We start from the raw sequence: 24,642 nt of genomic DNA, 5'->3' as shown, positions 1-24,642 counted from the left end.
CGGTTAACTTATTCCAGGAGGACGCTTGTGCCCGCGCCAGCCGTCACCACGGCTCGACGTCGAGCCCGGTAGCCGCCATCCACAGCGCGCGGAACGTCTGGCCGGCCCGCCCGTTGAAGTCGTCCTTCGGCAGGCGCTCGATCAGGTCCAGCGCCGCCCCGAGATGGCCGCACTCGGCCGCCTGCGCGGCGAGCAGCTGCGTCGGGTGCTCACGCTGCGTGCGCGGCGTCTTCTGCAGGGTCGCGTAGGCGTCCAAGATCGCGGCCAGCTCCCCCTCGCCCGGCCGGGCGCGCGCCGGGTCACGCCTGGCGTTCGTCTCCGCCTGAGCGAGATGGTCCTCGTAGGCGTAACCGTCGCCGTAGACCTGCGCCCACGCGTGCACCAGATCCGGCCGGCCCAGGCGGCTGAACACCTCCACCGCCTCCCAGCCGTCGAACCATCCCTGCGGCTCCCACTCCTCGGCCGCCGGATTGCGCATGGGGATCAGCTCGCGGGCGATGTGGTCCCGGCGGGTGAGGATGAGGTAGGCCAGCAGCGGCACGGTGTAGAAGATGGAGGGCGTCTCGGTGCACTGCCGCAGCAGGGCCCGCCCCTCCTGCTCCCACCCGCACTCGATCATCGCCCACGCCACCGCCAGGTGGTGCTCGCCCGGGTTCGTCTCGGGCTCGATCGCCGCCCGCGCGCGCTGGAACCACGCCTCGGCCCGGGGATCGCCCATCGCCGCGTACGCGCCGGCCACCGACGAGGCCACGAACGCCTCGTTGTACTCGTCGAGCACCGCCTCGACCTGGGCCTCGTCGCCGTCGAAGAACGTCCGCGCCTCGTCCCTGCGCCCGGCGGCGGCCAGGATCAGCGCCACGTCCGCCCGTCCCCGCACCTGCTCGGCCGGGGTCGGGATCGCGTCGAGCAGCACCCGCGCGCCGGCCGGCTGGCCCAGGCGCGCCCTGAGCCTGGCCGCGTGCCGCAGGTTCTGGCTCACGTGGTGGTCCCAGCCGCTGTGGAGCGGCGCCACCGAGGTGATCGCGAACTGGAAGAGGTCGTCGAGCGTGACCGTGTTCGGCGGGGGCCAGGGCTCGTTCGCCGCCGGCGTGTGGCCGCGGAACCCCTCCAGGTACTCGTCCAGCGGCGGCCCGAACCGCTCGGCGCCGGTGGCGGCGTCCGGCGCGACGTCGAGCCCACCCCAGCGCACCGGCCAGCCGAACCGGCGCTCCACCGCCCAGGCCAGGGCGCCGTCGAGCGCCGGCACGCGGTCGGGCGGCGCGATGACCTGCCCGGACTCGAACGCCACGGCCCACGTCTGGTCGTCGAGCGCGAACGTCGGGTCGATGCTCGCCTCCTCCTCGTCCCGCACCTCCTCCGCCAGGTCCACGCCGTCGAGCTCCAGCGGGCGGGGGCCCGGCGGCACGCGCAGGAACGCGAAGTCCCCGGTGATCCGGCCGGTGGCCGCCTGGAAGAACCGCACCCCGGCGCGGCCGAGCACGACGATCACGCCGTCGGCGCCCCACAACACGCCCCGGGCCTCCGCCGGCGCCTCCACCGCCCCGATCAGGCTCGGCGCGTCCGCCAGGCTCCAGACCTCCACCTGCCCGCGAGCCGTCAGCGCCGCCGCGTACAGCCCGTCAGGCGACCACGCCCACGCCACGCCCTCCTCGTCCGGTTCGAGCTGCAGCAGCGCCACGTCCAGGTCGTAGCGGTGCCGGCCCTGGTCATAGACGGTGACGTGGGGACGGGCGTGCGCGTCGTTGCCCGCCGGCACGACGACCGCCAGCCGCGTGACCGTGCCGTACGCGCCCCAGGACAGCTCCGACGCGCCCGGATGCCCCGGCAGCGTCGCCACCGTCCAGCCCGTCATGGCGTCGCCTATCAGCAACTGGCCGCGCAGCTGGTGGGCGAAGTACCGCTCGTCCCTGCTCCAGGCGGGGGCGTCCCTGCCGACGCCCGCCTCGGCGAACCACAGGACCCGGCCGTCGGTGGCGTCCAGGGCGCAGGCCCAGCCGCGGGCGTGCCCGTAGAGGCGGCGGCCGTCGCGGGACCAGGAGACGTCGCGGAGACGGAGCTTGTCCTGGCCCAGTAGGGCTTTGACCGTTTCCGGGAGGGGTTCGGTCAGCGGGCGCGCGAGCTGCGCGTCCGGCTCGTCGTCCCACTCCTCCTCGCCGTCGTCCTCCCCGTCGTCCTGCCCCTCGGACCGCTCACCATCCCCTACGCCATGCTTTGCGCCATCCCCTGCGTAATCGCCCTCGCCATCGCCCTCACCATCGCCATCGCCTTCACCATCGCCCTCGCCCTCGTCATCCCAACCACCGGCGTCCCACGCGTCCTCGTCGCCCTCCCCGCCCTCGTCGTCCTCGTCGCCGATCTCGAACACCTCGCCCGCGACCAGCGGCGCGATACACCCCTGCACCTCCTGCGAGGTGCCCGTCACGATGAACGCGCGGGTGCCGTCGGGCGCGAAGGCGAACCCGGGCGGGCGCGAACCCCCGTCCGTCACGTACGCCTCGGCGCTGGGCCCCGGCTCCTCCCCGAACGGATCCCACACCCCCACCCCGTTGGTGTTGTACGCCAGCGCGAGCCGCTGCCCGTCAGCCGACCACTGAACCGTCCCCGTGTACCCGGGCCAGCCCACCCCGCCCATGATCTCGTCAAGCACGTTGACGCACCGCCCGCTGGCCAGCTCCCACACCTGCAGGACACCGCCCCGGTCGTAGTCGTCGCCGCACCAGCTCCCGATCGCCAGGTAACGCCCGCACGGGCTCAGCGCGTACGCGTAGATCTCGGCCGGATGCCCGTCGCCGTGCCGCAGTACCGCACCCAGCTCCTTGATCCGCTCGGTCGCGAACCGGTGCGCCTCGGTGGTCCCGTGCGCCTGCTCCAACTGGACGAGCGCGGCACGCAGGGGCGGGAGGTCGTGAGCCGGCTCGAACACCGTCCAGTCCGTTGCCTGCAGTGTCGCCAGAAACGCACCTGGATCCGACGATGGGTTCGTGATCGCCATAGCGGGCGACCTTACTGAACTATCTTCGGATTGTCCGGAGATCTGGTGGATCTCCTCTCCCCGCTCCGGCCCCTACCCCGCCAGCTTGGCCAGCGCCCGCAACCCTTCGAGCACCTCGGCCGCGGTGGGCGCATCGGCCGGGTTGCCCAGGCTCTGGATCATCACCCCGGACATCAGCGCCGTCTGCACCATCCCGAGCGTACGAGCGGACCGCTCCGACACGCTCTCCTCCGGCACGCTCTCCAGGATCGCACTCATCCCGCGCCACCCCTCGGCCATCCCCTCCGCCACCCGGGACCCCAGCTCCGCCTGCCGCCGGCCTTGCAGGAACAACTCCACCGTGGCCAGCCAGAGATCCGGATGCTCGGCGAACTGCCGGACGAGCCCCTCCCACATGCGCTCGTAGGCGCGCACCGCGTCGTCCCCGGCCTCAGGCGCCAGCGCCCGCCCGAGACTGTCGCCCCACTCGTCCAGCAGGCCGAAGAGCGCCTGGGTCAGCAGCGCCTCCCGCGAGCCGAAGTGGTAGCCGATCGCCGCCGTGCTCACGCCGGCCGCGGCGGCGATGTCCCGCACGCTGGTGCGGTCGTAGCCCTTCTCCCGCAGGCACTGCTTGGCGCCCGCGATGAGGTCTTCACGGTTTCCCATGCGGGACACCGTACCAACTGATTAGCACGAACGCATGATGCGTTCGTTTTGCGCGTTCGTTTTGCGCGATCGTGCAAATCTGGGCTATGGTCCTCCCATCGCTTGATCGACAGAAGGACGGATCCACCCCCATGAACCCGAGCACGAAGAAGACGGCCACGGCATCAGCAGCCCTCGGCCTGGCCCTCCTCACGGCCTACACCCCGACCGCCCACGCCACCCCCACCACCCCGGCCCGCACCGCTCCCGGCAGCACGACCGCAGCCACCACCACTCCCGGCAGCACGTCAGCGCCCACCACGGCCACGGCCTCAGCCCCAGCCACAGCCACAGCCACCGGCACCGGCACCGGCACCGGCAGGACTGCGGCCACCACCGCTCATGCCGCCGCAACCACAACCACCACGTCCACGTCCACGTCCACGTCCACGTCCACGTCCACATCCGCTACCACCGTCGTGGTCACGACCAGCAGCGGCGCCGTTCGTGGCACATCCGGCCCCAAGGTCAGCACCTTCCAGGGCATCCCGTACGCCACCGCCACCCGCTTCTCGGCCCCCACCCCCGTCCCCCCGTGGCAGGGCACACGAGACGCCACCAAACCGGGCAACGTGTGCGCACAACCGGCCGGCTACCCCATCGGCAAGCCCAGCACCGCCGAGGACTGCCTCAACCTCAACGTCACCACCCCGACCGGCAAGCACGACGAACTCCCGGTCATCGTCTGGGTCCACGGCGGCAGCCTCATGTACGGCATGGGCGACCTGTACCGCGCCGACCGGCTGGCGGCAGGCGGCGCCGTCGTGGTCTCGATGAACTACCGCCTCGGCGCCACCAGCTTCCTGACCCACCCGTCCCTGCCGGACTCCGGCGGCCTGGCCCTCGACGACCAGCGCGCGGCGCTGCGCTGGGTGCGCCAGAACATCGCAGCCTTCGGCGGCGACCCGGGCAAGGTCACGATCATGGGCCAGTCCGGCGGCGGCTTCGCCGTCTGCGGCCACCTCGCCTCCCCGGCCTCGGCGGGCCTGTTCCAGCGAGCGATCATCCAGAGCGCACCCTGCGCGGACGCCTCCCGTACCAAGGCCGAAGCCCTCGCCGAGAGCTCCGAAGTCATCAAGAAGGCCGGCTGCGCCGACGCCTCCGACGTGGCGAGCTGCCTGCGCGACCTCCCCATGGCCAAACTGCTGGAGGCGTACGGCACCCAGCGCGAGCCGCGCCCGTACAGCGGCACACCCTCCCTCCCGCTCCCGGTCGACCAGGCGCTGCGCACGGGCCGCTTCAACCGCGTCCCCGTCCTCGTCGGCGTCAACCACGACGAGGAGAACGGCATGATCCTCGGCCTGGAACTCGCAACCGGCAAGCCCATGGCCGCCACCGACTACCGACCCGCCATCACCGAGGCCTACGGCAAGAACGCCGCCGCCGTGCTACGTCGCTACCCGCTGGGCAACTCCGCAGGAAGAACCCTGGCAACCGTAAAAACGGACTCAACCTGGTCCGCCCCCACCCTCGACACCGCCCGCGCCCTGTCCCGCTGGACCTCCACTCGCATGTTCGAGTTCGCCGAGCAGCGAACGCCCTGGTACGCCGGCACTCCCAAGCCCAGCTTCCCCGCCGCCGCCCAGCACATGGCCGAGCTGCCCTACCTCTTCGACCTGACCTTGTTCGAGAAGCTCTCACTCCAGCAGTCCACCCTCGCCAACCGCCTGATCGCCACCTGGACGCGCTTCGCCCGCACCGGAGACCCCAACGGCGGCGGCGAGCAGCCCTGGCCCCTCCTCCGCGACAACGGCAGCCAGGCGGGTTGGCACGTGCAGTCCCTGACGAGCGGCACCTGGAAGCGCGCCGACTACGCCCAGGACCACCACTACCGCTTCTGGACCACCCTCAATCACTGACCCTTATCACCACAATCACCCCCACCCCACCACTAAGAGCCTGTTAGCAGAGGGTTTGGTGTGATGCGTGGCGATTTCGGGGACGGAAGAGGGCTTCTGATAGTTGAGGGAGTGTCTACGTCTCTCGCCCATCAGAAGCCCTTGGATGACTGTCTACCGGTTTCCGCCGGGCTCCGCCAGTTGCGCCGTGCCCGGTTGTGGCTGCTGGAGCCGTTCGTGTCCCTATCCGTCTGATCTGTCTGATGCGCAGTGGGAGGTGTTGCTGCCCGAGGCCGAGGCTGTCATGGCCGAGCTGCGCAAGGGTCCAGGCGGCCCGATGAAACATGATCTTCGGGCGGTGGTGGATGCGATCGGCTATGTGACCAGGTACGGGATCGAATGGCGGGCGCTGCCGGTGGACTTCCCGCCCTGGACGGCGGTCTATGCGTTCTTCGAGCGCTGGTCGGAGCGGGGACTGCCGGCACGGCTGGCCGATCGGCTCCGCGGTCGGATCCGCGTCGCCGCGGGACGGAAGGAGACACCGACGGCCGCGATCATCGACGCGCAGAGTGTGAAAGCGAGCGAGACCATCGGTGCCGCCGACAGCGGTTTCGATGGCGGGAAAAAGATCAAGGGGCAGAAGCGGCACGTCGCGGTCGACACGCTCGGGCTACTGCTGACCGTGCTGGTGACTGCCGCCTCGGTCCAGGACCGCGATGGCGCTCACCCGCTCCTGGCCCTCCTGCGGGGGAAGTTCTCCACCATCACGCTGGTGTGGGCCGACGGCGGCTATGCCGGACGACTCGTGACCTGGGCAGCCAAGGCCCTGAAGATCACCGTGGCCGTCGTCAGGCGCACCGACGACATGAAAGGCTTCGTCGTCCTGCCCCGCAGATGGGTCGTCGAGCGGAGTCTGGCCTGGCTGATGCGGCACCGCCGCCTGGTGCGGTGCTACGAACGGCGGCCCGCCCATCACGAAGCGATGATCTGGTGGGCGGCCGTTCATCAGATGACCCGCCGCCTCACCCGAGAACTCGCAGGTCAACCGCCCAATCGCCGTTGGGGCGGCCCGCCACCGCTCCCGTGCTTGACCAGCCCCGACAGGCGAGGCAAGGTCCTGGAGCTCCTGGCAGCCCAGCCCTGGCGCGCCTGGAAAGGCACCGAACTGGCCGCCATCCTCGCCATCGACAACGTCAACAGCTTCCGCGTCCAACTGTCCCAATGGTCCCACCAGGGCCACATCAACAAGATCGGACCAGCCCTCTACGGGCCAGTGCCGACAGCGGCTTAAGCCTCTGCCAACAGGCTCTAACGCAGCACCTCACCACTGCACCGCCACAGCACTGACCACAGCACTCATCACAGCACTCACCGTGGTGCTCACCACAGCACTCACCGTGGTGCTCACCACAGCACTCACCGTGGTGCTCACCACGATGCTCGGACGATGACCTGTCACCTCGCCCGACACCCCACCCCCACCCCCACCCCCACCCCCACCCCGAAATCTCACGACCAAAATCCCACCGGCATGTAAAGAACGGCCGAGCGGCTCCGACCAACCAGTGAAGGCGGCGCCAGACAGGCGCCGGAACCACAGGAGGCAGAGATGAGCAAGGTCACTTGTGACATGGCGATGTCCGTCGACGGCTTCGTCGCCGGCCCCAACCAGAGCCTGGACAAGCCCTTCGGCGACGGCGTGGGCGACCGCCTGCACCAGTGGATGTTCGACGAGCCCGAGCAGCACGCCACCGTGATCGAGAACGTCACCGCAGCCGGCGCGTTCATCATGGGCCGCAACATGTTCACCCCCGGCCGCGGCTCCTGGGACCTGAACTGGAACGGCTACTGGGGCGACGAGCCGCCGTACCACGCCCCGGTCTTCGTCCTCACCCACCACCCGCGCGAGCCGTTGCCGATGCAGGGCGGCACGACGTTCTACTTCGTCACCGACGGCATCGAATCAGCGCTCGCCCAGGCCCGCGAGGCGGCCGGCGAGCGCGACGTCGCCATCGCGGGCGGCGCCGCAACCGTCAACCAGTACCTGGCAGCGGGCCTCATCGACGAGCTGCGCCTCCACATCGCACCGGTGATCCTCGGCAGAGGCGAGCGCCTGCTCCACAACGTCGGCGACATCACCCTCGAGCCCATCGGCACCCCCACCGGCACCAGCCTCGTCTCCCACCTGACGTACCGAGTGGTCCGGTAAGACCTGAGCCCCGCACTTCAGACCAGACGGAGCCGCCGGATGTACGGCGGAGCCACCCGACCCACCGCAGATCCGCCCGTTCCACCGCAGATCCGCCCGTTCCACCGCAGATCCGCCCGTTCCACCGCGGAGCCGCCGCGTCCACATGGTGACTTCGTGCAGGCACAGCGGTCCTCAGCGGAGCCACCGGATCCACTGCGGAGCCGCCCGACCCACATGATGGCTCTGTGCAGGCACAGCGGTCCTCGGCCGAGCCGATGAGCCCGCCCTCGGCACCAGGGTCGCGCCGCAGCTACCGGCGATCATCATCAATAACTGCTGCTATTGGCCTGGGCTGCTCGTTATCGGCGGCCGTCCCGGGAAGGGCTGGTGACCAGCTCGGCCTCATAGGCCGCGATCACGAGTTGCGCCCGATCGCGGGCCTTCAGCTTGGCCAGTAAGTGACCGATGTGCGTCTTCACCGTGCCGACGGTGAGGTGGAGGTGCTCTGCGATGTCGCGATTGGACAGGCCCTTGGCGATGAGCGTCAGCACCTCACGCTCGCGGGGCGTGATCCCGTCGAGCGGTCGGGCCGCCGCTGGAGGCCGTTCGGAGCGCTGCAGGAACTCCGCGATGAGCCGGCGCGTGACGGTCGGGGCCAGCAGTGCTTCGCCGCCGGCCACCACCCGGATCGCGCTGAGCAGCTCGGCGGCCGTCGTGTTCTTGATCAGGAAGCCGCTGGCGCCGGCTTGCAGGGAGGCGTAGACGTACTCGTCCAGATCGAAGGTGGTGAGGATGAGCACGCGAATGCCGGCGTTCTGCGGGGAACCGCAGATCCGCCTGGTCGCCTCGATCCCGTCCATCTCGGGCATGCGCACGTCCATGAGGACGACGTCGGGACGTAGCTCACCGGCCAGCCGCACGGCCTCACCACCGGTGCCCGCCTCACCTACGGTCACCATTCCCGGGGTGCTGTCGATGAGCATTCTGAAGCTGTCACGTAGCAGCACTTGATCTTCGGCGAGCAGGACCTTGATGGACGAGCCATCGTCCTCCTGAGATCCCAAGTGATTCACCCTTCACCCGCATTCACGCTCACGCAATCCACCCCATCCGGCCTCGGCTGATCACAGCAGCGGACTCCGGCCCATCACATCAAACTGTGTCTGAGCGCTCGTGCTGGCCCCGCCCTCGGCTCTGGCTCCGGCTCGGCTCCGGCTGGGCTTGGCTTGGCTGGGCTCGGCTCGACTCGCTCGGCTTGGCTCGGCTTGGCTCGGCTCCGGCTGGGCTTGGCTTGGCTGGGCTCGGCTCGACTCGCTCGGCTTGGCTCGGCTTGGCTCGGCTCGGCTTGGCTCGGCTGGGCTCGGCTTGGCTCGGCTCGGCTCGGCTCGGCTCGGCTCGGCTCGGCTCGGCTCGGCTGAGGTTACTGTCCTCTTCGGAGGCCGGACGGTGTGTCCGGTCGGCCTCAGGCTGCGGCGTCCACCGGGCCGTAGGGAAGGCGTGCCACCACGTGGAATCCGCCGTCGGTGTGAGGGCCGGCGGTGAGGGTGCCGCCGAACATCGTGGCGCGTTCGCGCATTCCGATGAGGCCGTGGCCGCCCAGGGACGTCGGTCGTGGCTCGCGTTGTGTCCGGGGGCCGCTGTCGCGGACTTCGATCACGGCTTGGCCGCTGTCGAGGGTCACGGTGACTGAGCATCGGGTGGGTGCCGCGTGTTTAACGACGTTGGTGAGGGCCTCCTGCACGATCCGGTACGCGGACAGGGCTACTGCGGATGGCAGTGCCGCGTCCGTAGGCACATGGAGATTCACGTCCACCCCGGCTGATGTTGCCTGGCGCGCCAGGTCGGAGAGGTCGGCCAGGCCGGGCACGGGGGCCCAGGAGTCGTGGGGGTCGCCGTCGGAGCGGAGCAGGCCGAGCACCCGGCGGATCTCGGTGAGGGTGCTCTGGCTGGTCTGCTCGATGACGGTCATCGCGGCGCGCACCTCCTGGGGGTGGAGGTCGGCGACGTGGTTGGCCACGGTGGCCTTGACCGCGATCACGCTCATGCTGTGCCCGATGATGTCGTGGAGCTCCCTGGCGATGCGTCGGCGTTCGTCGGCCACCGCAGCCTCGGCACGGTGGTGGGCGAGACGCGCGACCAGGCCCCGCTGGCGGCGGACCATCACGCCGATCCCCCACGCGGCGCTCATGAAGACGCCGATCGTGCCGCCCTCCACCGGCCAGTACGGGGGTAACTCGGTGCGCTCGAGGGCGGGCGGCAGGGTCGGCAACACCTGTGTGTAGAAGACGAGCACGGCGACCGCCGCGCCGCTCAGGCATCCGGCCAGGAAGGCCGCCGACCGGGCTGGCGGAGTGGTGGTGGCGACCAGGTAGAGCGTGAGTGCGGCCGGGATGAAGAAGATCCAGATCGCGCCGGCGGCCACGGCGCCTGCCGCGGTCGCCAGGACGGCTGCTGTGGCTGCGGTGATCAGCATGGCCTGCGGCCAGCGTCGCCGGAAGGCGACCGGCAGGCTCATGGCCGCCGCGACTGGCCAGGCGGCCCATGGTGGTAGCCAGGAGGACGGCCCCGGTGGATCGACCAGCGCGTAGCCGAGGAGCAGGACCAGAGCTGTCACTGCTCCGGCCTCTGCGAGCGCCGGCCGCACTTGTCGGGGGGGTGGGGTGGTCATGCGGAGAAGTTATCGCGGGGTGGTGGGTGGGGCATCTGACCAGGGTTGGAGATTTGGTGTCGGACTGGGGTCGTAGCTGGGGGTTTTCCGTACGCCGAAGATCCGACTCCGGTCCGACGCCCTAGCCATGCTCCAACCGGCACGATGGCTGCCCGGTACGACAGCCAACCAGTTCGACGGCCACCCGGCCGGGTGCCACCGGGCGGCGCCACCAGCCGGGTGCCACCGGCCGGGTGCCACCGGGCGGTGCCATCGGCACGGTCTCGCCTTCGACGGCAGCGCCCTGGCCGACTGACACCGCCGAACACCACAACTCTGCAACCGGACCACCCGGCGTACCAGCCGACGCCCCGAACAAGACGGAGCAACCCATGAGCGTGAACCGAGTCCGAAAGTGGCACCGCGCCGACCGTGCCCGGCAGGCCGCGAACGCGGCGGCCTACCGCCACGAGAAGCACCCGTTCCCCGGCCGCTGGGTCAGCGGGATCGCTCTGGTGTGCGCCCCCATCCTGCTCCTGACCGGCATCCTCATCCGCATCCGCTTCCACTTCTTCTACCCCGACCAGATCGCCGCGTACGACCGCCACCCCACCCTCATCACCACCGCCTACGCCTGCTTCGCGTTCGGAGTCGTGCTGTTGTGGCCGGCGGTCATGGCCCTGGCTCAGCGGATCGCCGCGACCCAGCCGTTATGGGCGATGTGGGGCGGGTGCATGGTGATGTTCGGGCTGTTCGCGCGTACCTTCCAGTTCGGCACCGACCACCTCGCCTTCCACCTGACCGACAGCTTGGGAGCGGACACGATGGTGGGGGCGATCGGCGACTACTACCAGTCGTGGCGGGACACGCCATGGCACCCGTTCAAGACCCTGTCCGGACCGGCGTTCCTGGGCTGGGTGGTGCTCGCCGTGGCCTCCTACCGGTCGGGGGCCTTGGGGCTGGGCCGGTCCATTGCCCTCGGGCTCATGTCCATGCTGGCACTGGGCACCCTCAAGGGCACCCAGGTTCCCCAGTCGATCATCGCCGCGGTCGGGCTCTGCCTGGCGCTCGTGCCGCTCGGGATCGAGATGCTGCGCAACGGCCCTCGTCCCACCACCCGCGCGCTGTGCTGGGTCGCGGTGTGCGTTGCCTCGCTCGTGCTGGGCGCTGCGTTCGGGCCGCGCGGATAGCAGCTCGACACCGTACGGACGACGGCGCGGAAGGCGTACCGACACCGCGCAAAGCACCTCAGCCCCTGACAACCCTCTCACCGCGACACAGGCACCCGCCGCGGAATCGCCACCGCCGCCACCACCCCCACCACCGCGATCCCCGCCGCCACGAAGAACGCCCCCCGCAACCCCTCCACGGTGGCCACCCGCAACGCCTCCCCGGTCAGCCCACCGCTCCCACCCCGATCGGCCACCGCCACCAGCACAGCCAGCCCCACCCCGCTCCCCGCCTGCAACACCGTGGACGACAGCCCGGACACCACCCCCTGCTCATGCGCGGCCACCCCCGTCGAGGCGAGGATGAACATGGTGGTGAACGACAACCCGGATCCCACCCCGAAGCAGACGGCCCCGGCGAGCAGCCCTAGGTACGTCCCGTCCACGGAGAGGCTGAGCCCCAGCACCCCCGTGCCGGCCACCCCCACCACCACGCTGAGGAGCAACGTGCCGCGCAGCCCGAGGAGGGGGATCAGCCGCTCACCGGCCAGGTTCCCCAGGGTGATGCCGAGGGTCGGCCCGAGGAAGGCCAGGCCCGACTGCAGGGCGTCGTAGCCGAGCACGTCCTGGAAGTGCAGGGCCAGGAAGTACGGGACGCACTGCAGGGTCATCCCGTACACCAGGATGGCCCCGGCGGCGGCGCTCGTGTGCCGGTTGGCCAGCAGGCGCAGCGGCATGAGCGGGCTGCGGCTGCGGGCCTCGATCACCACGAACGCCACGAGCAGCCCCACCGCCACCACCAGCGGCACCAGGACTCCGGCGGAGCCCCACCCCGACTCGGCGCCGCGCGAGATCGCGAACACCAGCCCGGTCACCCCCGCGGTCCCGGCCAGCGCCCCAGGCAGGTCGAACCCACCCGAACGCCCCGCCGAAGCCCGCACACCGTCCGGAGCCAGCACCCCGAACGCCGCCACAACAGCCACGCCCACCAACGGCACGTTCACGAAGAACACCGCCTCCCACCCGAACGCCCCGGTGAGCACCCCACCCAGCAACGCCCCCACACTCATCCCACTGGCCCCACACACGGCCCACACCGTCATGGCCCGATTCCGCGCCCGCCCCTCCTCGAATAGGGTCACCACCAGGGACAACGTCGCCGGCATCAGCACCGCGCCCCCCACCCCCTGCAACGCCCGCGCCCCGATCAACAGCCCAGCCGTCCCGGCCAGCCCCCCGAGCAACGACGCGACCCCGTACAGAACCATCCCGACCACGAACATCCGCCGCCGCCCCACCACATCCGCCAACCGCCCACCGAGCAGCAAGAACCCACCGAACGGCACCGCGTACGCACTCACCACCCACTGCAGATCGCGGGCGGAGAACCCGACCTCCCGGCCGATCTCCGGCAAGGCGACGTAGACGAGGGTGAAGTCCAGGGCAGTGATCATGCTGCCCAGCCCCAGCAGAACAAGAGGGATCACAGATCTCATGCCGGACAGCCTGCTGGCCCCCATGCCCTCCAACCAGCCCCGCGTCTTGACTAGCCAATCTTTGCCTAGGCTGGGCGGATGTGGATCGAAGCGCTGAGCTGAGCGAGTTCCTGAAGTCCCGGCGGGCCCGCCTGCGCCCCGAGGAGGCCGGCGTCCCGTTCCTGAGCAGCGGCACGCGGCGGGTGCGTGGGCTGCGCCGCGAGGAGCTGGCGCTGCTCGCGGGCGTGAGCGTCACCCACTACACCCGCCTGGAGCAGGGACGCAGCCAGAACGTCTCCGCCGAGGTGCTGGACGCCATCGCCGACGTGCTGCGGCTCACCGGGGACGAGCGGGCGTACCTGCACGCGCTGGCCCACCCGGCGCACCGCTGCCACGACCTCCCCCAGGCGGCGGTGCGGCCGGGGTTGCAGCGGCTGCTCGACTCCCTCGTGCTCACGCCGGCCTTCGTCCTGGGCCGCCACGCGAACATCGTGGCCTGGAACAGCCTCGCCGCCGCCGTCTTCGCCGACTTCGCCGCGATCCCCGACGAGCGCAGGACCATCGCCCACCTGATCTTCCTGGACGAGGGCATCCGACGCCTGCACGGCGAGCGCTGGCCGCGCCTGGCCAGGGAGCACGTGGCACAGCTCCGCATCCTGACCGCCCGCTACCCGGCGAACCCCCAGGTCACGGCGCACGTCAACGCCCTGCGCAGCGAGAGCGCCGAGTTCCGCGAGCTGTGGGAGGAGCATCACGTGGCCGCCGCGACGCACCGCGACTACGTGCTCGACCATCCGGTCGTGGGCGAGCTGCGGCTGTCGGCCGAGCTCGTCACCCTGCCGGGCGACCCGGAGCTGCAGGGCATGGACCTGTTCGCGGCCGAGCCGGGCTCGGAGTCGGAGGCCGGGCTGCGTCACCTGGCCGGTACGACGACACGCCGCCCATCGGTCGCAGGGGGAATGCCGCACCCTCCGCCGCAGTTGGGGCCGTCATGACGACTATCGCCTTCATCGGCAGCGGACACATCGGCGGCACCGTCGCCCGGCTCGCCGCGGCAGCCGGCTACGACGTCGTGCTCAGCAACTCCCGGGGCCCGGAGACGCTCCAGGACCTGGTGGCCGAGCTGGGGCCCAAAGCCCGCGCGGCGACCCCGGCGGAGGCAGCGGCGGCCGGGGACCTGGTCGTCGTCAGCATTCCGCTACGGGCGTACCGTGACGTGCCCGTGGAGCCGCTCGCCGGCAAGACCGTTCTCGACACCAACAACTACTACTCGCAGCGCGACGGGGACTTCCCGCAGCTCGACGACGGCTCCACCACGTCCAGCGAGCTGCTGCAGCAGCACCTGCCGGCGTCGCGGGTCGTCAAGGTGTTCAACAACATCTTCTTCGAGCACCTGAAGGCCCTGCCCCGCCCCAGCGGCGCGCCCGACCGCAGCGCCCTGCCGATCGCGGGTGACGACGCCGCCGGGAAGCAGGAGGCGAGCGCGTTCCTGGACGCGATCGGCTACGACGCCGTGGACGCGGGCCCGCTGGCGGAGGGCTGGCGGTTCCAGCCCGGGACGCCGGTGTACGGCAACGCGTACGCGGGTGAGAGCGCGAACTTCTGGGAGTCTCCGGGCGTACCGGCGGGCACCGAGCGGATCCGGGCCGACCTGGACGCCGCCAAGCGCTGACCGCCCGTCAGCGGTAGGAGCCGCCCGTCAGCCGGACCGGCCGCGCTACGGCGTGCTCCATCCGGAGCGGTTCGTCGTCACGGCGGTCACCTACCTGCGCCTGACCCTCACCCGCTACCCGGACGCCTCCGAGCTGCGCGGCCTGATGGACGAGCTGGTGGCCGGCAGCGAGGTGTCCGCCCGGATGTGGCACTCCCACGCCTTCCACATCGACCGGCACCTGCGCCAGCAGGTACGCCATCCGCAGCTCGGCCCCATCGAGCTGGACTTCGACATCCTCACCGTCCCCGAACAGGAACAGCAGGTCGTCATCCGCACGGCCGACCCGGACTCCCCGGCGTACCGGTCGCTCCAGCTGCCGAAGCGAACCGAGCCGCTCGCGCCGGTGTCCAACCCTGCATGATCAGTGTGACACTCTCCCTGCTGCTGACCCTCACCCCCGTGACCGCGACCGAGATCCCGAAGAACTTCCTCCCTCGCCGCCCGCCGGGGCAGCGCCCTGATGATCTACATCACCGACGAGGGCTTCTACAACCCCGGCCGGCTCACCAAGCACGCCAGGAAGATGGCCGTCAAGGTGTGCACGCTACCGGGCGTCTGCTAACCGTTCGAGAGATTGATCCGGATCTCCGTGTTGCGGTAACCGGCCCGCCGGAACGCCGCCGCCATCGGCGTATTGCCCATGTCGGTGGTGGCGGTGATCCGCGACGCGCCGCCTGCCGCGTGCAGCCGGGTGATCTCGGCGAGCAACTCGTCCACGTACCCCCGCCCGCGCTGCTCCGGCACCACCCCGAGATACCCCACATTCACGCTGTACGGCGTCGCGGACGGGATCGCCAGGCCGGCCACCTCGCCCTCCTCGGTGCAGGCCAGCCGCCACCAGTCCCGCTCGCCCGGCGCCCGCAGGTAGAAGTCCAGCTCCTCGCGAGCGGTCGCCTCCGGCCCCTTGGCCGCCAGGTTCGCCCGGGTCTGGGCGTCCAGGCTGCCCTCGGCGATCCTGCGGAACACCTTCAGGAACTCCTCGTCGGACGCCTGCGCGAACCGCAGCCGGCCCGCCGCCGAGGGCACCCCGGCGTCCGGCGTCCACTCGAACTGCAGCCGCTCCACCTCCCGGGTCAGCCCGGCCGCGTGCGCCGCCGCCCGCCGCCACCCCACGGCCGCCGAGACGACCGGATCGTCCCGCCATCCGCCGTTCGTCTTGATCGCGTACTGCACCGGCCCCGCGATCCCGGCCACCGCTGCCTTGATCAGCTCGGCGGCGACCGCGGCGCGATCCCCGACCCCGGGATCCACGTCGAGGCAGTCGAGCGCGACCGGCTCCGCACTGCCCTTCGGCCCCCACCACAGGGCCCGCCCCACCACCCGGTCACCGGCCTCGGCGATCCACGTCCATTCCGGCCGGTACATGTTCTCGGCCAGCTCCGCGAGGTAACGCTCGGCGGAGATCGACCCGACGGGCTCGCTCACGACCCAGGCGGTGACCCGATCGAGCTCGGTGGGCAGAATCGCACGGTAGGAAGTCATCCGCGAAGGTTAGCCGTAGTTCTCCTCGGCCCGCTCGTAGCCGGCGAGCCTGCGGTCCAGGCTCTGCAGCCAGGGAGCGTCGAAGTCGTTCCTGCCCGAGTCCAGAATGCTGTCCTGGATGTCCTGGATGTTCCACTTCAGCCTGGTGTGGCTTTCGTCGGTGACGAGGAGGCCGGGCAGGTTCTCCTGGATCTGCGCGGGCAGCAGGTCGTAGACGGTGACGAACTCGTTGTTCGCCTGGGTGAGAAAGTCGCGGGCCCGGCTGTCCGCCGTACCCCCGAGATCCCAGAACTCCTCCCACCCGCCCCGGTCCGGGTCCGCCATGGCCTGGAAGTTGCGGTGACACCAGTCGATGACCTCCGCGAACCTCCTGCTCGCGGCGCCCAGCGCCCCCGTGGCGGCGGCCAGCGCCGTCACGTTGCCGTAGATCTGCCGCAACGCCGTCTGCGCGTTGTCGGCGGCCCCGCCCCGCCACGGCGAATCACGCAGGTCCTGCGCCCGCAGCCGCACCCCGTTCGCCAGGCCGACCAGCTCCTCCGCCATCTCCTCGTACCGCAGCGGATCACCGCCGCCGCCGTACAGCACCAGGGCCTCGATGTCCCGCCGCGCCTGCTCCGCGGTCATGTCGTCCACGCCGTAGTCGATCGCCCTGGGCAACCGCAGCGACACCGTGCCGTTCGGATACAGGTCACTCGGCCCCCGCACCCCCATGCCCGCACCCAGCTCCTCGATCCGCTCCCGCAGCCGGTCGAGCGGCAGGTCGCCGAGCAACGGCTCGTCGGCCAGCCGGTAGTTGGCCGCGGCCCGCTCGATCAGCAGGCCCGCCATGCCCGTCTCGGCGTACAGGTCGCTCCAGAACTGCGCGACCGCCCTGTCGGCGTCGGTGAAGATCGCGTGCAGCTCGCGAGGCAGGTTCCAGTGCAGGCCGGTGAGTCCGTCGTTGGTCGCCCGGCTGGACCCGTGGTCGGCGGCGGCCACCGCCAGCCCGACCAGCTTGCCGGCGACGGCCTTGACGTTGCCGCGCTGGATCTCGAACCCCTCCGCATGCTCGTCGCCGAGGCCCGGCCAGCTGCTGGGGTTCTTGGGGCTGGTCTCCCAGGTGGACCATTGGTCGGCGGGCGTCGGCTGGGGCTCGTGCATCGAGGCTCCGATCTTCACTGGGGGGTGCCTCACCCTACGAAGATCATCGCTGTGCATGCAACCTGGCCACGTGCGCCTACGCGTCAGGTCCTACTCGGTGTCCTTGGGGTGTCGAGGTGAATCTCCAGGCCCTCCGGGTAAGGGGGCGCGAGGGGGACGTCCAGAACGGCGTGGCGGGGTGGGACGGGGATGGGGTGCCGGGGAGGGCGTCCTCGGGAGGACCATCGAGGTCTTGTTGCCGCCGAACAGCCAGCCCATGGCGCTACCTCCGCAGGTCGGAATCAGCCCACACAGCAGCCAATACTTAAGAATGTCTACACATTTCCACTTAGTGCATGAAATTTGTGTTTAAAGGTGGTAAGGCGTCACAATCGTGGACATGCCTGACCTCCGGCGTGGCGTGTTCCTCGGGATCGCCGCCTACACCATGTGGGGGCTGTTCCCCCTCTACTGGCCCCTGCTCAAGCCCTCGGGAGCCGTCGAGATCCTCGCCCACCGGATGGTGTGGTCCCTGGTCGTCGTGGTCGCCGCGCTGGCCGTGCGCCGGCACTGGGGCTGGGTCAAGGAGCTGGCGCGGCAGCCGCGCAAGCTCGCCCTGCTCACCGTCGCCGCCGTCTTCGTGACCGTCAACTGGGGCACCTACATCTACGCGGTCAACACCGGCCACGTGGTCGAGAGCGCCCTGGGCTACTTCATCAACCCGCTGGTCAACGTGCTGTTCGGGGTGGTGCTGCTGCGGGAGCGGCTGCGGCCGCTGCAGTGGGCGGCGGTGGGGTTCGGGACGCTGGCGGTGCTGGTGCTCACGTTCGACTACGGCCGGCTGCCGTGGATCGCGCTCATGCTGGCCTTCAGCTTCGGCGTGTACGGGCTGGTCAAGAAGCACGCCAACGTGCAGGCCACGGAGAGCCTGGCGGTCGAGACGCTGGTGCTGTTGCTGCCCGCCCTGGGCTATCTGGGATTCCTGCAGGTGAGCGGGGAGGGCACGTTCGGGCAGGCGGGAGCCGGGCACGCGGTGCTGCTGGTGGGTGCGGGGCTCATCACGGCGCTGCCGTTGCTCTGCTTCGGGGCGGCGGCCATCAGGGTGCCGTTGAGCACGATCGGGCTGCTGCAGTACATCGCGCCGATCCTGCAGTTCGCGTGCGGGGTGCTGATCGCCAAGGAAGTGATGCCGTCGAGCCGGTGGATCGGGTTCTCGATCGTGTGGCTGGCGCTGGCCGTCTTCACCTACGACAGCCTGCGGGCGGCACGGATGAACCGTACCGCCCGCAAGGCCGCCCAGGCGCGGCTTCAGCCGGAGCGCTCGACCACGTAGTCGCAGAGCGCCAGGAACGCGTCCTTGGCCGGGATGTCGGGCAGGCCCGAGATGTCGGCCCGGGCGCGGTTCACCCACGCTTCCAGCTCCGCCCTGGCCTGGGCCATGCCGGGGTGGGCGCGCAGCAGGGTGAGCGCCTCCTCGACGTCCTGCTCGGCGACCGGGCCGGAGAGCAGGGCCGTCAGGCGCGGGGAGTCGCCGGCGGCCAGCGCGTACAGTACGGGGAGCGTCTTGATGCCCTCGCGCAGGTCCGTGCCGGGCGTCTTGCCCGACTGGGCGCCGGTGGAGGCCACGTCCAGCAGGTCGTCGCCGAGCTGCCAGGCCACGCCGATCGCCTCGCAGGCCCGGCTGAGGCGCTCCTCCACGTCGGCGGGAGAGCCGGACAGCAGCGCGCCGAAGCGGCCGGAGGCGGCGATGAGCGAGCCCGTCTTGTCGGCCAGGACGCCGAGGTAGTGGGCGATCGGGTCCTCGTCGGCGCGCGGGCCGACGGTCTCGCGGATCTGGCCCTGTACGAGCCGGGAGAACGTCTGGGCCTGGATCCTGATCAGCTCGGGGCCGAGGTCGGCGAGCAGGTCGGAGGCCTGGGCGAACAGGTAGTCGCCGGTGAGGATGGCCACGGTGTTGTCCCACCGGGCGTTGGCGGACGGGGAGCCCCGGCGGACCGGGGCCTCGTCCATGACGTCGTCGTGGTAGAGCGAGCCGAGGTGGGTCAGCTCGATGACCACGGCGCCGGGCACGACACCCGGCGCCGACGGGTCGCCGAACTGGGCGGCGAGCAGGACCATCAGGGTGCGGAACCGCTTGCCGCCCGCCTCGATGAGGTGCTTGGACACCTCGGTGACGAAGGCGTCCTCGCTCTCCACCGACGAGCGCAGGAGCTTCTCGACTGCGGCCAGTCCGTTGGCCACGTCCTGCGCCAACCGCTCGTCCGCAATGGGAAGGTCAACCACGGGAGGCGCAGACATACGAGATCCCCTTGTCTATCTGATGAACAGGCTGCTAGCAGCGTCGTTGGCAACACCGAGCACGGACTCCGGGTAGAGCCCCACCCCTACGGTAACCAGCAACGAAACCGCGATGACGGCCACGGTCCCCATACTGGGGGCCGCGATCGCCGGGCCGTCGGCCGCCGGCTCGCTGAAGAACATCAGCACGATCACGCGGACGTAGAAGAACGCGGCGATCGCGGAGGCGACCACACCCACGACGACCAGGCCGGCCATCCAGCCGCCCATGGAGTCGCCGGGCTGCGTGCCGCTGTTCAGCGCGGCGGCGAAGACGGCGTACTTGCCCATGAAGCCGCTGGTCAGCGGGATTCCGGCGAAGGCCAGCAGGAAGAAGGCGAACACCCCGGACAGCAGCGGCGCGCGCTTGCCGAGCCCGGCCCAGCGGGACAGGTGCCCCGCCTCGCCGCCCGGGTCGCGCACCAGCGTCAGCACGGCGAACGCGCCGACGGTGGTGATGCCGTAGACCGCCAGGTAGAACAGGATCGCCTGGAGCGAGCCTGCGTTCTGCTCGCCGCTGCCGTACGTGGCCATCACACCGACCAGCAGGAAGCCGGCGTGCGCGATGGACGAGTACGCCAGCATGCGCTTGATCTCGGTCTGCGTGATCGCCAGGATCGAGCCCACGACCATGGTGAGCGCGGCGACGGCCCAGATGACCGGCCGCCACTCCCAGTCGAGGTTGCCCAGCCCCACCCAGAACACCCGCAGCACGGCGCCGACGGCCGCCACCAGCGTGCCGGAGGCCATGAGAGCGGTGATCGGGGTGGGAGCGCCCTGGTAGACGTCCGGCTTCCAGGCCTGGAACGGCGCCGCGCCGATCTTGAACAGCAGGCCCACGCCGAGCAGCGCGAACCCGATGAGCAGCAGCGGGTCGAGCGTGTTGCCCGACGCCATGGCCTGGTTGATGCCCGGCAGCGAGACGGTGCCCGCGAAGCCGTAGACCATGGCGGTGCCGTACAGGAAGAACGCCGAGGAGAAGGCGCCCAGCAGGAAGTACTTCATCGACGCCTCCTGCGACAGGAGGCGGCGCCTGCGGGCCAGGCCGCACAGCAGGTACAGCGGCAGCGACATGACCTCGAGGGCCACGAACATCATCAGCAGGTCGTGCGCGGCCGGGAAGAGCAGCATGCCGCCCACGGCGAACAGGACCAGCGGGTAGACCTCGGTGTGGCCGGTGCCGTTGTCGTGCGCCTCGGCCTCCTCCTCGTCGGCGCTGCCCGGCACGGCCGCGGCGGAGGCCACGAAGTGCCCCTCGTCGTTGATCAGCAGCACACAGACGAACGACAGGACGAGGATGATGCCCCAGATGAACAGCGACGGGCCGTCCACGGCGATCGCGCCCATGGCGGAGGCCGTGGTGGACACCTGGCCGCGCAGCGTCTGCACCAGGACCAGCGCGAACGCGCCGGCCAGGCTCAGCAGGGTGAGCGGCACGTGGATGGACTTGCGCAGGTAGCGCGGCGCGAACGCCTCGACGAGCACGCCGATGCAGGCCGCGCCGAAGATGATCAGCAGCGGCGCCAGCGTGCCGTACTCGATCGTCGGCGCTTCGATGGCGGGGTTCACTGACCTGTCCCCTTCTCAGCGATGGTGGAGGTGGGCACCTTCACGTTGGTCAGCGTCTGTTGCACAGACGGGTTGATCACATCGAGCAGCGGCTTGGGGAAGAAGCCGAAGCCGATGATGAGGGCGACCAGCGGAGCCAGCACCCAGACCTCGCGGGCGTTCAGGTCCTTGAACGCCTTGACCGGCTCGGCCGTCGGCCCGTTCATGGTCCGCTGGACCATCCACAGGATGTAGACGGCCGCGAGGATCACGGCCACCGCGGAGATGATCGCGGCCACCGTCAGCGCGCCCGAGCCGTGCGCCTGGGTGGAGTACGTGCCGATCATCACCATGAACTCGCTGACGAACGACGAAAGGCCCGGCAGCGAGAGCCCGGCCAGACCGGCGACCAGGAAGAAGCCCGCGAGCACCGGCGCGACCTTCTGCACGCCTCCGTAGTCGCTGATGAACGGCGAGCCACGCCTGGCGATGAGGAAGCCCGCGGCCAGGAACAGCGCGCCGGTGGCGAAGCCGTGGTTGACCATGTAGAGCGCGGCGCCGGACTGGGCGACGTCCGACATGGCGAACACGCCGAGCACGATGAAGCCGAAGTGCGAGATCGACGTGTAGGCGATGAGCCGCTTCATGTCGGTCTGGCCGATGGCCACGATGGCGCCGTAGATGATGCTGATGACCGCCAGCACGACGATCGGCATCGTGAACGCCTTGGCGGCGTCCGGGAACAGCTCCAGGCAGAAGCGCAGCATGCCGAACGTGCCGACCTTGTCGAGCACGCCCACCAGCAGCACCGCGGCACCGGCCGGAGCCTGGGCGGCCGCGTCGGGCAGCCAGGTGTGCACCGGCCACAGCGGCGCCTTGATGGCGAAGGCGATGAAGAAGCCGCCGAACAGCCACTTCTGCGTCGTCGGGTCCTGGATGGCCCCGACGAGTTCGGGGAACATGAACGTCTGCTTGCCGGCGACGAAGTACAGCCCGATGACCGCGACCAGCATGAGCAGGCCGCCGAAGAGCGAGTACAGCAGGAACTTCACGGCCGCGTAGGACCGCTGGGCGCCGCCGTACGACCCGATCATGAAGTACATCGGGATCAGCATGGCTTCGAAGAAGACGTAGAACAGGAAGATGTCGGTCGCCGCGAAGACGCCGATCATCATCGCTTCCAGCACGAGCAGCAGCGAGAAGTACGTCTTCACCGACCGCTTGGGCGCGACCACCGTGCCGTCGGCGGTCTTGACCCCGTCGGCGTCGTGCCAGGAGGCCAGGATCACGATCGGCACCAGCACCGCCGACAGGGCGATGAGCACCAAGGCCACACCGTCCACGCCGACCCCGAACTTCACGCCGAAGCTCGGGATCCAGTTGTACTCGGCGACGAACTGGAAGCGGTCGCCGGACGGCTTGAACCCGGCGGCCACGACGCCCGTGAGGACCAGCACCAGCAGCGAGACGAGCAGCGCTACCTGCTTGGCCAGCTTGTCACTGCCCTTGGGAAGCAGGGCCACCACGATGGCGCCCACCACGGGCACCGCCATGAGTATCGGAAGCCAGGGTGACATCAGATGTTCCCAACGAGGAGCAGGGCGCCGGTCAGCAGGGCGGCACCGATGAAGATGGACAGCGCGTACGTTCTGGCGAAGCCCGTCTGGACCCGCCGAAGGCGCCCGGAGCTGCCGCCGATGCCCGCCGCCAGGCCGTTGACGATCCCGTCGATGCCGCGGTTGTCGAAGAACACCGCGAGACGGGTCAGCCACTGGCCGGGGCGCATGAAGAGCGACTCGTTGAGCGCGTCACCGTAGAGGTCGCGCCGGGCGAACGTGGTGAGGAAGGAGCCGCGCGGCTGCACCGACGGCACCTCGACCCGGCCGTACTTCATCCAGGCGATGATCGCGCCGACCGCGACCAGCCCCAGCGTCGCCAGACCGGACGGGGCGAACGGGGCGAACTGCGGCTCGACCTCCGGAGCGCCGACGGCCGGAGCCAGGAAGTGCAGGAGCCGGTTGCTCAGGACGAGGTAGGCGCCCAGGCCCAGCGCACCGAGCGAGAGGATCATCAGCGGCACCGTCATGACGAGCGGCGACTCGTGCGGGTGCGCGTCGTCGGCCCACCGCTTCTGGCCGAAGAAGGTCATGAAGACCATCCGCGACATGTAGAAGCCGGTGATGCCCGCGCCCAGCACGGCCAGCCAGCCGAGGATCGGCTGGTGGTGCACCGCGGTCTCGATGATGCCGTCCTTGGTGAAGTAACCGGACAGCAGCGGGAACCCGATGATCGCCAGGTAACCGATGAAGAACGTGACGAAGGTGATCGGCATGACCTTGCGGAGCGCGCCGTACTTGCGCATGTCCACTTCGTCGTTCATGCCGTGCATGACCGAACCGGCGCCGAGGAACATGTCGGCCTTGAAGAAGCCGTGCGTGATCAGGTGGCCGATCGCGAAGGCGTATCCCGCCGGGCCGAGGCCCGCGCCGAGCATCATGTAGCCGATCTGCGACATCGTCGAGCCGGCCAGGCCCTTCTTGATGTCGTCCTTGGCGCAACCGATGATCGCACCGGCGAGCAGCGTGGCCGCGCCGACGATGGCGACGGCGAGCGCGGCGCCCGAGCCCTCGGGGAAGAAGAACGCCCCGGAGCGGACGACCAGGTAGACGCCGGCGGTGACCATGGTCGCGGCGTGGATGAGGGCCGAGACCGGGGTCGGGCCCTCCATCGCGTCGAGCAACCAGGACTGCAGCGGGAGCTGCGCCGACTTGCCGCACGCGCCGAGGAGCAGCAGCAGGCCGATCGCGAGCGTGGTGCCGCTCTCGGCGCCGTTGACCGGGATGTCCTTGAAGGCGAGCGAGCCGAACGTGGTCCAGATGACGAACATGCCGACCAGCAGGCCGAAGTCACCGACGCGGTTGACGACGAACGCCTTCTTGGCCGCGACCGCCGCGGACGGCTTGAACTGCCAGAAGCCGATCAGCAGGTACGACGCCAGACCGACGCCCTCCCAGCCGATGAACAGGCCCACGTAGTTGTCGGCCAGCACCAGCAGGAGCATCGCGGCCACGAACAGGTTCAGGTAGGCGAAGAACCTGCGGCGGTGCTCGTCGTGAGCCATGTAGCCGATCGAGTAGATGTGGATCAGCGAGCCCACACCGGTGATCAGCAGCGCGAAGCTGATGGACAGGGGGTCGATGAGCAGCCCCATGTCGACCATGCCGGGGATGAACTCGTACAGGTGCACGGCCCGGCGGCGCTCCTCCGCCCCGAACCCGATCAGCTCGAAGAACGCCAGCACCGCCACGACGAACGAGGCGAGGGACATGGCCACGCCCAGCAGATGGCCCCAGCGGTTGGTGAACCGGTTGAACACCAGCAGGATGAACGCCCCGATCAGCGGGAGGGCGATCATCAGCCAGGCGTTGCCGATCACTCCACCGGTG

The 24,642-nt window shown here is 70.1% G+C and carries 20 protein-coding genes; 8 read left to right on the top strand and 12 right to left on the bottom strand.

The genetic code is table 11. The features are described from left to right. Positions 1-43: 43 nt before the first annotated feature. The 3 genes from LCN96_RS02485 to LCN96_RS02475 form a co-directional block, all read right to left on the bottom strand. The gene (locus LCN96_RS02485) at positions 44-2,923 is read right to left on the bottom strand and encodes a WD40 repeat domain-containing protein (RefSeq protein WP_225270963.1); all 2,880 of its coding nucleotides are present in this window, start codon (positions 2,921-2,923) and stop codon (positions 44-46) included. Positions 2,924-3,064: 141 nt separating this feature from the next. Next, positions 3,065-3,637 (bottom strand): TetR/AcrR family transcriptional regulator, encoded by a 573-nt coding sequence (locus LCN96_RS02480; RefSeq protein WP_225270962.1) that lies wholly within the window; start codon positions 3,635-3,637, stop codon positions 3,065-3,067. Between the two features lie 196 nt (positions 3,638-3,833). Then, positions 3,834-4,010, bottom strand: coding sequence for a hypothetical protein (locus LCN96_RS02475; RefSeq protein WP_225270961.1), 177 nt, complete (start codon positions 4,008-4,010; stop codon positions 3,834-3,836). A gap of 85 nt (positions 4,011-4,095) precedes the next feature. Between LCN96_RS02475 and LCN96_RS02470 the strand changes: the two genes are divergently transcribed. The 3 genes from LCN96_RS02470 (at position 4,096) to LCN96_RS02460 (ending at position 7,723) form a co-directional block, all read left to right on the top strand. After that, positions 4,096-5,535: a carboxylesterase/lipase family protein gene (locus LCN96_RS02470; RefSeq protein ID WP_225270960.1), complete on the top strand. Its 1,440-nt coding sequence runs from the start codon at positions 4,096-4,098 to the stop codon at positions 5,533-5,535. Between the two features lie 145 nt (positions 5,536-5,680). Then, a complete protein-coding gene (locus LCN96_RS02465; RefSeq protein WP_225268164.1) occupies positions 5,681-6,805 on the top strand; it encodes an IS5 family transposase in 1,125 nt (374 codons plus the stop codon). Positions 6,806-7,123: 318 nt separating this feature from the next. Further along, positions 7,124-7,723, top strand: coding sequence for a dihydrofolate reductase family protein (locus tag LCN96_RS02460; RefSeq protein ID WP_225270959.1), 600 nt, complete (start codon positions 7,124-7,126; stop codon positions 7,721-7,723). A gap of 341 nt (positions 7,724-8,064) precedes the next feature. Here LCN96_RS02460 and LCN96_RS02455 read toward each other — a convergent pair whose 3' ends face one another. Continuing rightward, a complete protein-coding gene (locus LCN96_RS02455) occupies positions 8,065-8,769 on the bottom strand; it encodes a response regulator (RefSeq protein WP_225270958.1) in 705 nt (234 codons plus the stop codon). Between the two features lie 398 nt (positions 8,770-9,167). Further along, positions 9,168-10,319, bottom strand: a complete 1,152-nt coding sequence (locus tag LCN96_RS02450) for a sensor histidine kinase (RefSeq protein ID WP_225270957.1) — start codon at positions 10,317-10,319, stop codon at positions 9,168-9,170. Between the two features lie 431 nt (positions 10,320-10,750). Between LCN96_RS02450 and LCN96_RS02445 the strand changes: the two genes are divergently transcribed. Continuing rightward, a complete protein-coding gene (locus LCN96_RS02445) occupies positions 10,751-11,542 on the top strand; it encodes a hypothetical protein (RefSeq protein ID WP_225270956.1) in 792 nt (263 codons plus the stop codon). Positions 11,543-11,619: 77 nt separating this feature from the next. On the opposite strand, the gene LCN96_RS02440 is transcribed toward LCN96_RS02445, so the two are convergent. After that, positions 11,620-13,017: an MFS transporter gene (locus tag LCN96_RS02440; protein WP_263657430.1), complete on the bottom strand. Its 1,398-nt coding sequence runs from the start codon at positions 13,015-13,017 to the stop codon at positions 11,620-11,622. An 80-nt stretch (positions 13,018-13,097) separates the two neighbouring features. Here LCN96_RS02440 and LCN96_RS02435 point away from each other — a divergent pair, with 80 nt between their 5' ends. Genes LCN96_RS02435 through LCN96_RS02425 form a run of 3 tightly spaced genes read left to right on the top strand, consistent with a single transcriptional unit; the run spans position 13,098 to position 15,071 of the window. Then, positions 13,098-13,991, top strand: a complete 894-nt coding sequence (locus LCN96_RS02435) for a helix-turn-helix domain-containing protein (RefSeq protein ID WP_225270955.1) — start codon at positions 13,098-13,100, stop codon at positions 13,989-13,991. After that, entirely contained in the window at positions 13,988-14,668 is a 681-nt protein-coding gene (locus LCN96_RS02430) for an NADPH-dependent F420 reductase (protein ID WP_225270954.1), read from the top strand. The genes LCN96_RS02435 and LCN96_RS02430 overlap by 4 nt, the downstream gene beginning before the upstream one ends. Positions 14,669-14,720: 52 nt before the next feature. Continuing rightward, positions 14,721-15,071 (top strand): MmyB family transcriptional regulator, encoded by a 351-nt coding sequence (locus LCN96_RS02425; protein WP_225270953.1) that lies wholly within the window; start codon positions 14,721-14,723, stop codon positions 15,069-15,071. 197 nt (positions 15,072-15,268) lie between these two features. Here the strand turns inward: LCN96_RS02425 and LCN96_RS02420 are convergent, their stop codons facing one another. Together LCN96_RS02420 and LCN96_RS02415 are read right to left on the bottom strand one after the other, a co-directional pair. Continuing rightward, on the bottom strand, positions 15,269-16,192 hold the full coding sequence (locus LCN96_RS02420; protein ID WP_225270952.1) for a GNAT family N-acetyltransferase: 924 nt from the start codon (positions 16,190-16,192) through the stop codon (positions 15,269-15,271). 9 nt (positions 16,193-16,201) lie between these two features. Then, positions 16,202-17,332 carry a hypothetical protein gene (locus LCN96_RS02415; RefSeq protein ID WP_225270951.1) on the bottom strand — a complete coding sequence of 377 codons (1,131 nt, stop codon included), beginning with the start codon at positions 17,330-17,332 and terminating at the stop codon, positions 16,202-16,204. Between the two features lie 379 nt (positions 17,333-17,711). On the opposite strand from LCN96_RS02415, the gene rarD reads away from it, so the two are divergent. Next, on the top strand, positions 17,712-18,644 hold the full coding sequence (rarD, locus tag LCN96_RS02410; protein ID WP_225270950.1) for an EamA family transporter RarD: 933 nt from the start codon (positions 17,712-17,714) through the stop codon (positions 18,642-18,644). On the opposite strand, the gene LCN96_RS02405 is transcribed toward rarD, so the two are convergent. Genes LCN96_RS02405 through nuoL form a run of 4 tightly spaced genes read right to left on the bottom strand, consistent with a single transcriptional unit; the run spans position 18,620 to position 24,611 of the window. Continuing rightward, entirely contained in the window at positions 18,620-19,609 is a 990-nt protein-coding gene (locus LCN96_RS02405) for a polyprenyl synthetase family protein (RefSeq protein ID WP_225270949.1), read from the bottom strand. The two genes, rarD and LCN96_RS02405, sit on opposite strands and share 25 nt — an antisense overlap. 15 nt (positions 19,610-19,624) lie before the next feature. Beyond that, entirely contained in the window at positions 19,625-21,217 is a 1,593-nt protein-coding gene (gene nuoN / locus LCN96_RS02400) for an NADH-quinone oxidoreductase subunit NuoN (RefSeq protein WP_225270948.1), read from the bottom strand. Continuing rightward, positions 21,214-22,773 carry an NADH-quinone oxidoreductase subunit M gene (locus tag LCN96_RS02395; protein ID WP_225270947.1) on the bottom strand — a complete coding sequence of 520 codons (1,560 nt, stop codon included), beginning with the start codon at positions 22,771-22,773 and terminating at the stop codon, positions 21,214-21,216. Before LCN96_RS02395 ends, nuoN begins: the two co-directional genes overlap by 4 nt. Further along, positions 22,773-24,611: an NADH-quinone oxidoreductase subunit L gene (gene nuoL / locus LCN96_RS02390; RefSeq protein WP_225275904.1), complete on the bottom strand. Its 1,839-nt coding sequence runs from the start codon at positions 24,609-24,611 to the stop codon at positions 22,773-22,775. Before nuoL ends, LCN96_RS02395 begins: the two co-directional genes overlap by 1 nt. Between the last annotated feature and the right edge of the window lie 31 nt (positions 24,612-24,642).

The sequence above is a fragment of the Nonomuraea gerenzanensis genome (genome assembly GCF_020215645.1).
Classification (GTDB): domain Bacteria; phylum Actinomycetota; class Actinomycetes; order Streptosporangiales; family Streptosporangiaceae; genus Nonomuraea; species Nonomuraea gerenzanensis.
The sequence above is the reverse complement of the archived record's forward strand: the minus strand, read 5'-3'. Positions and strand labels throughout refer to the sequence as shown.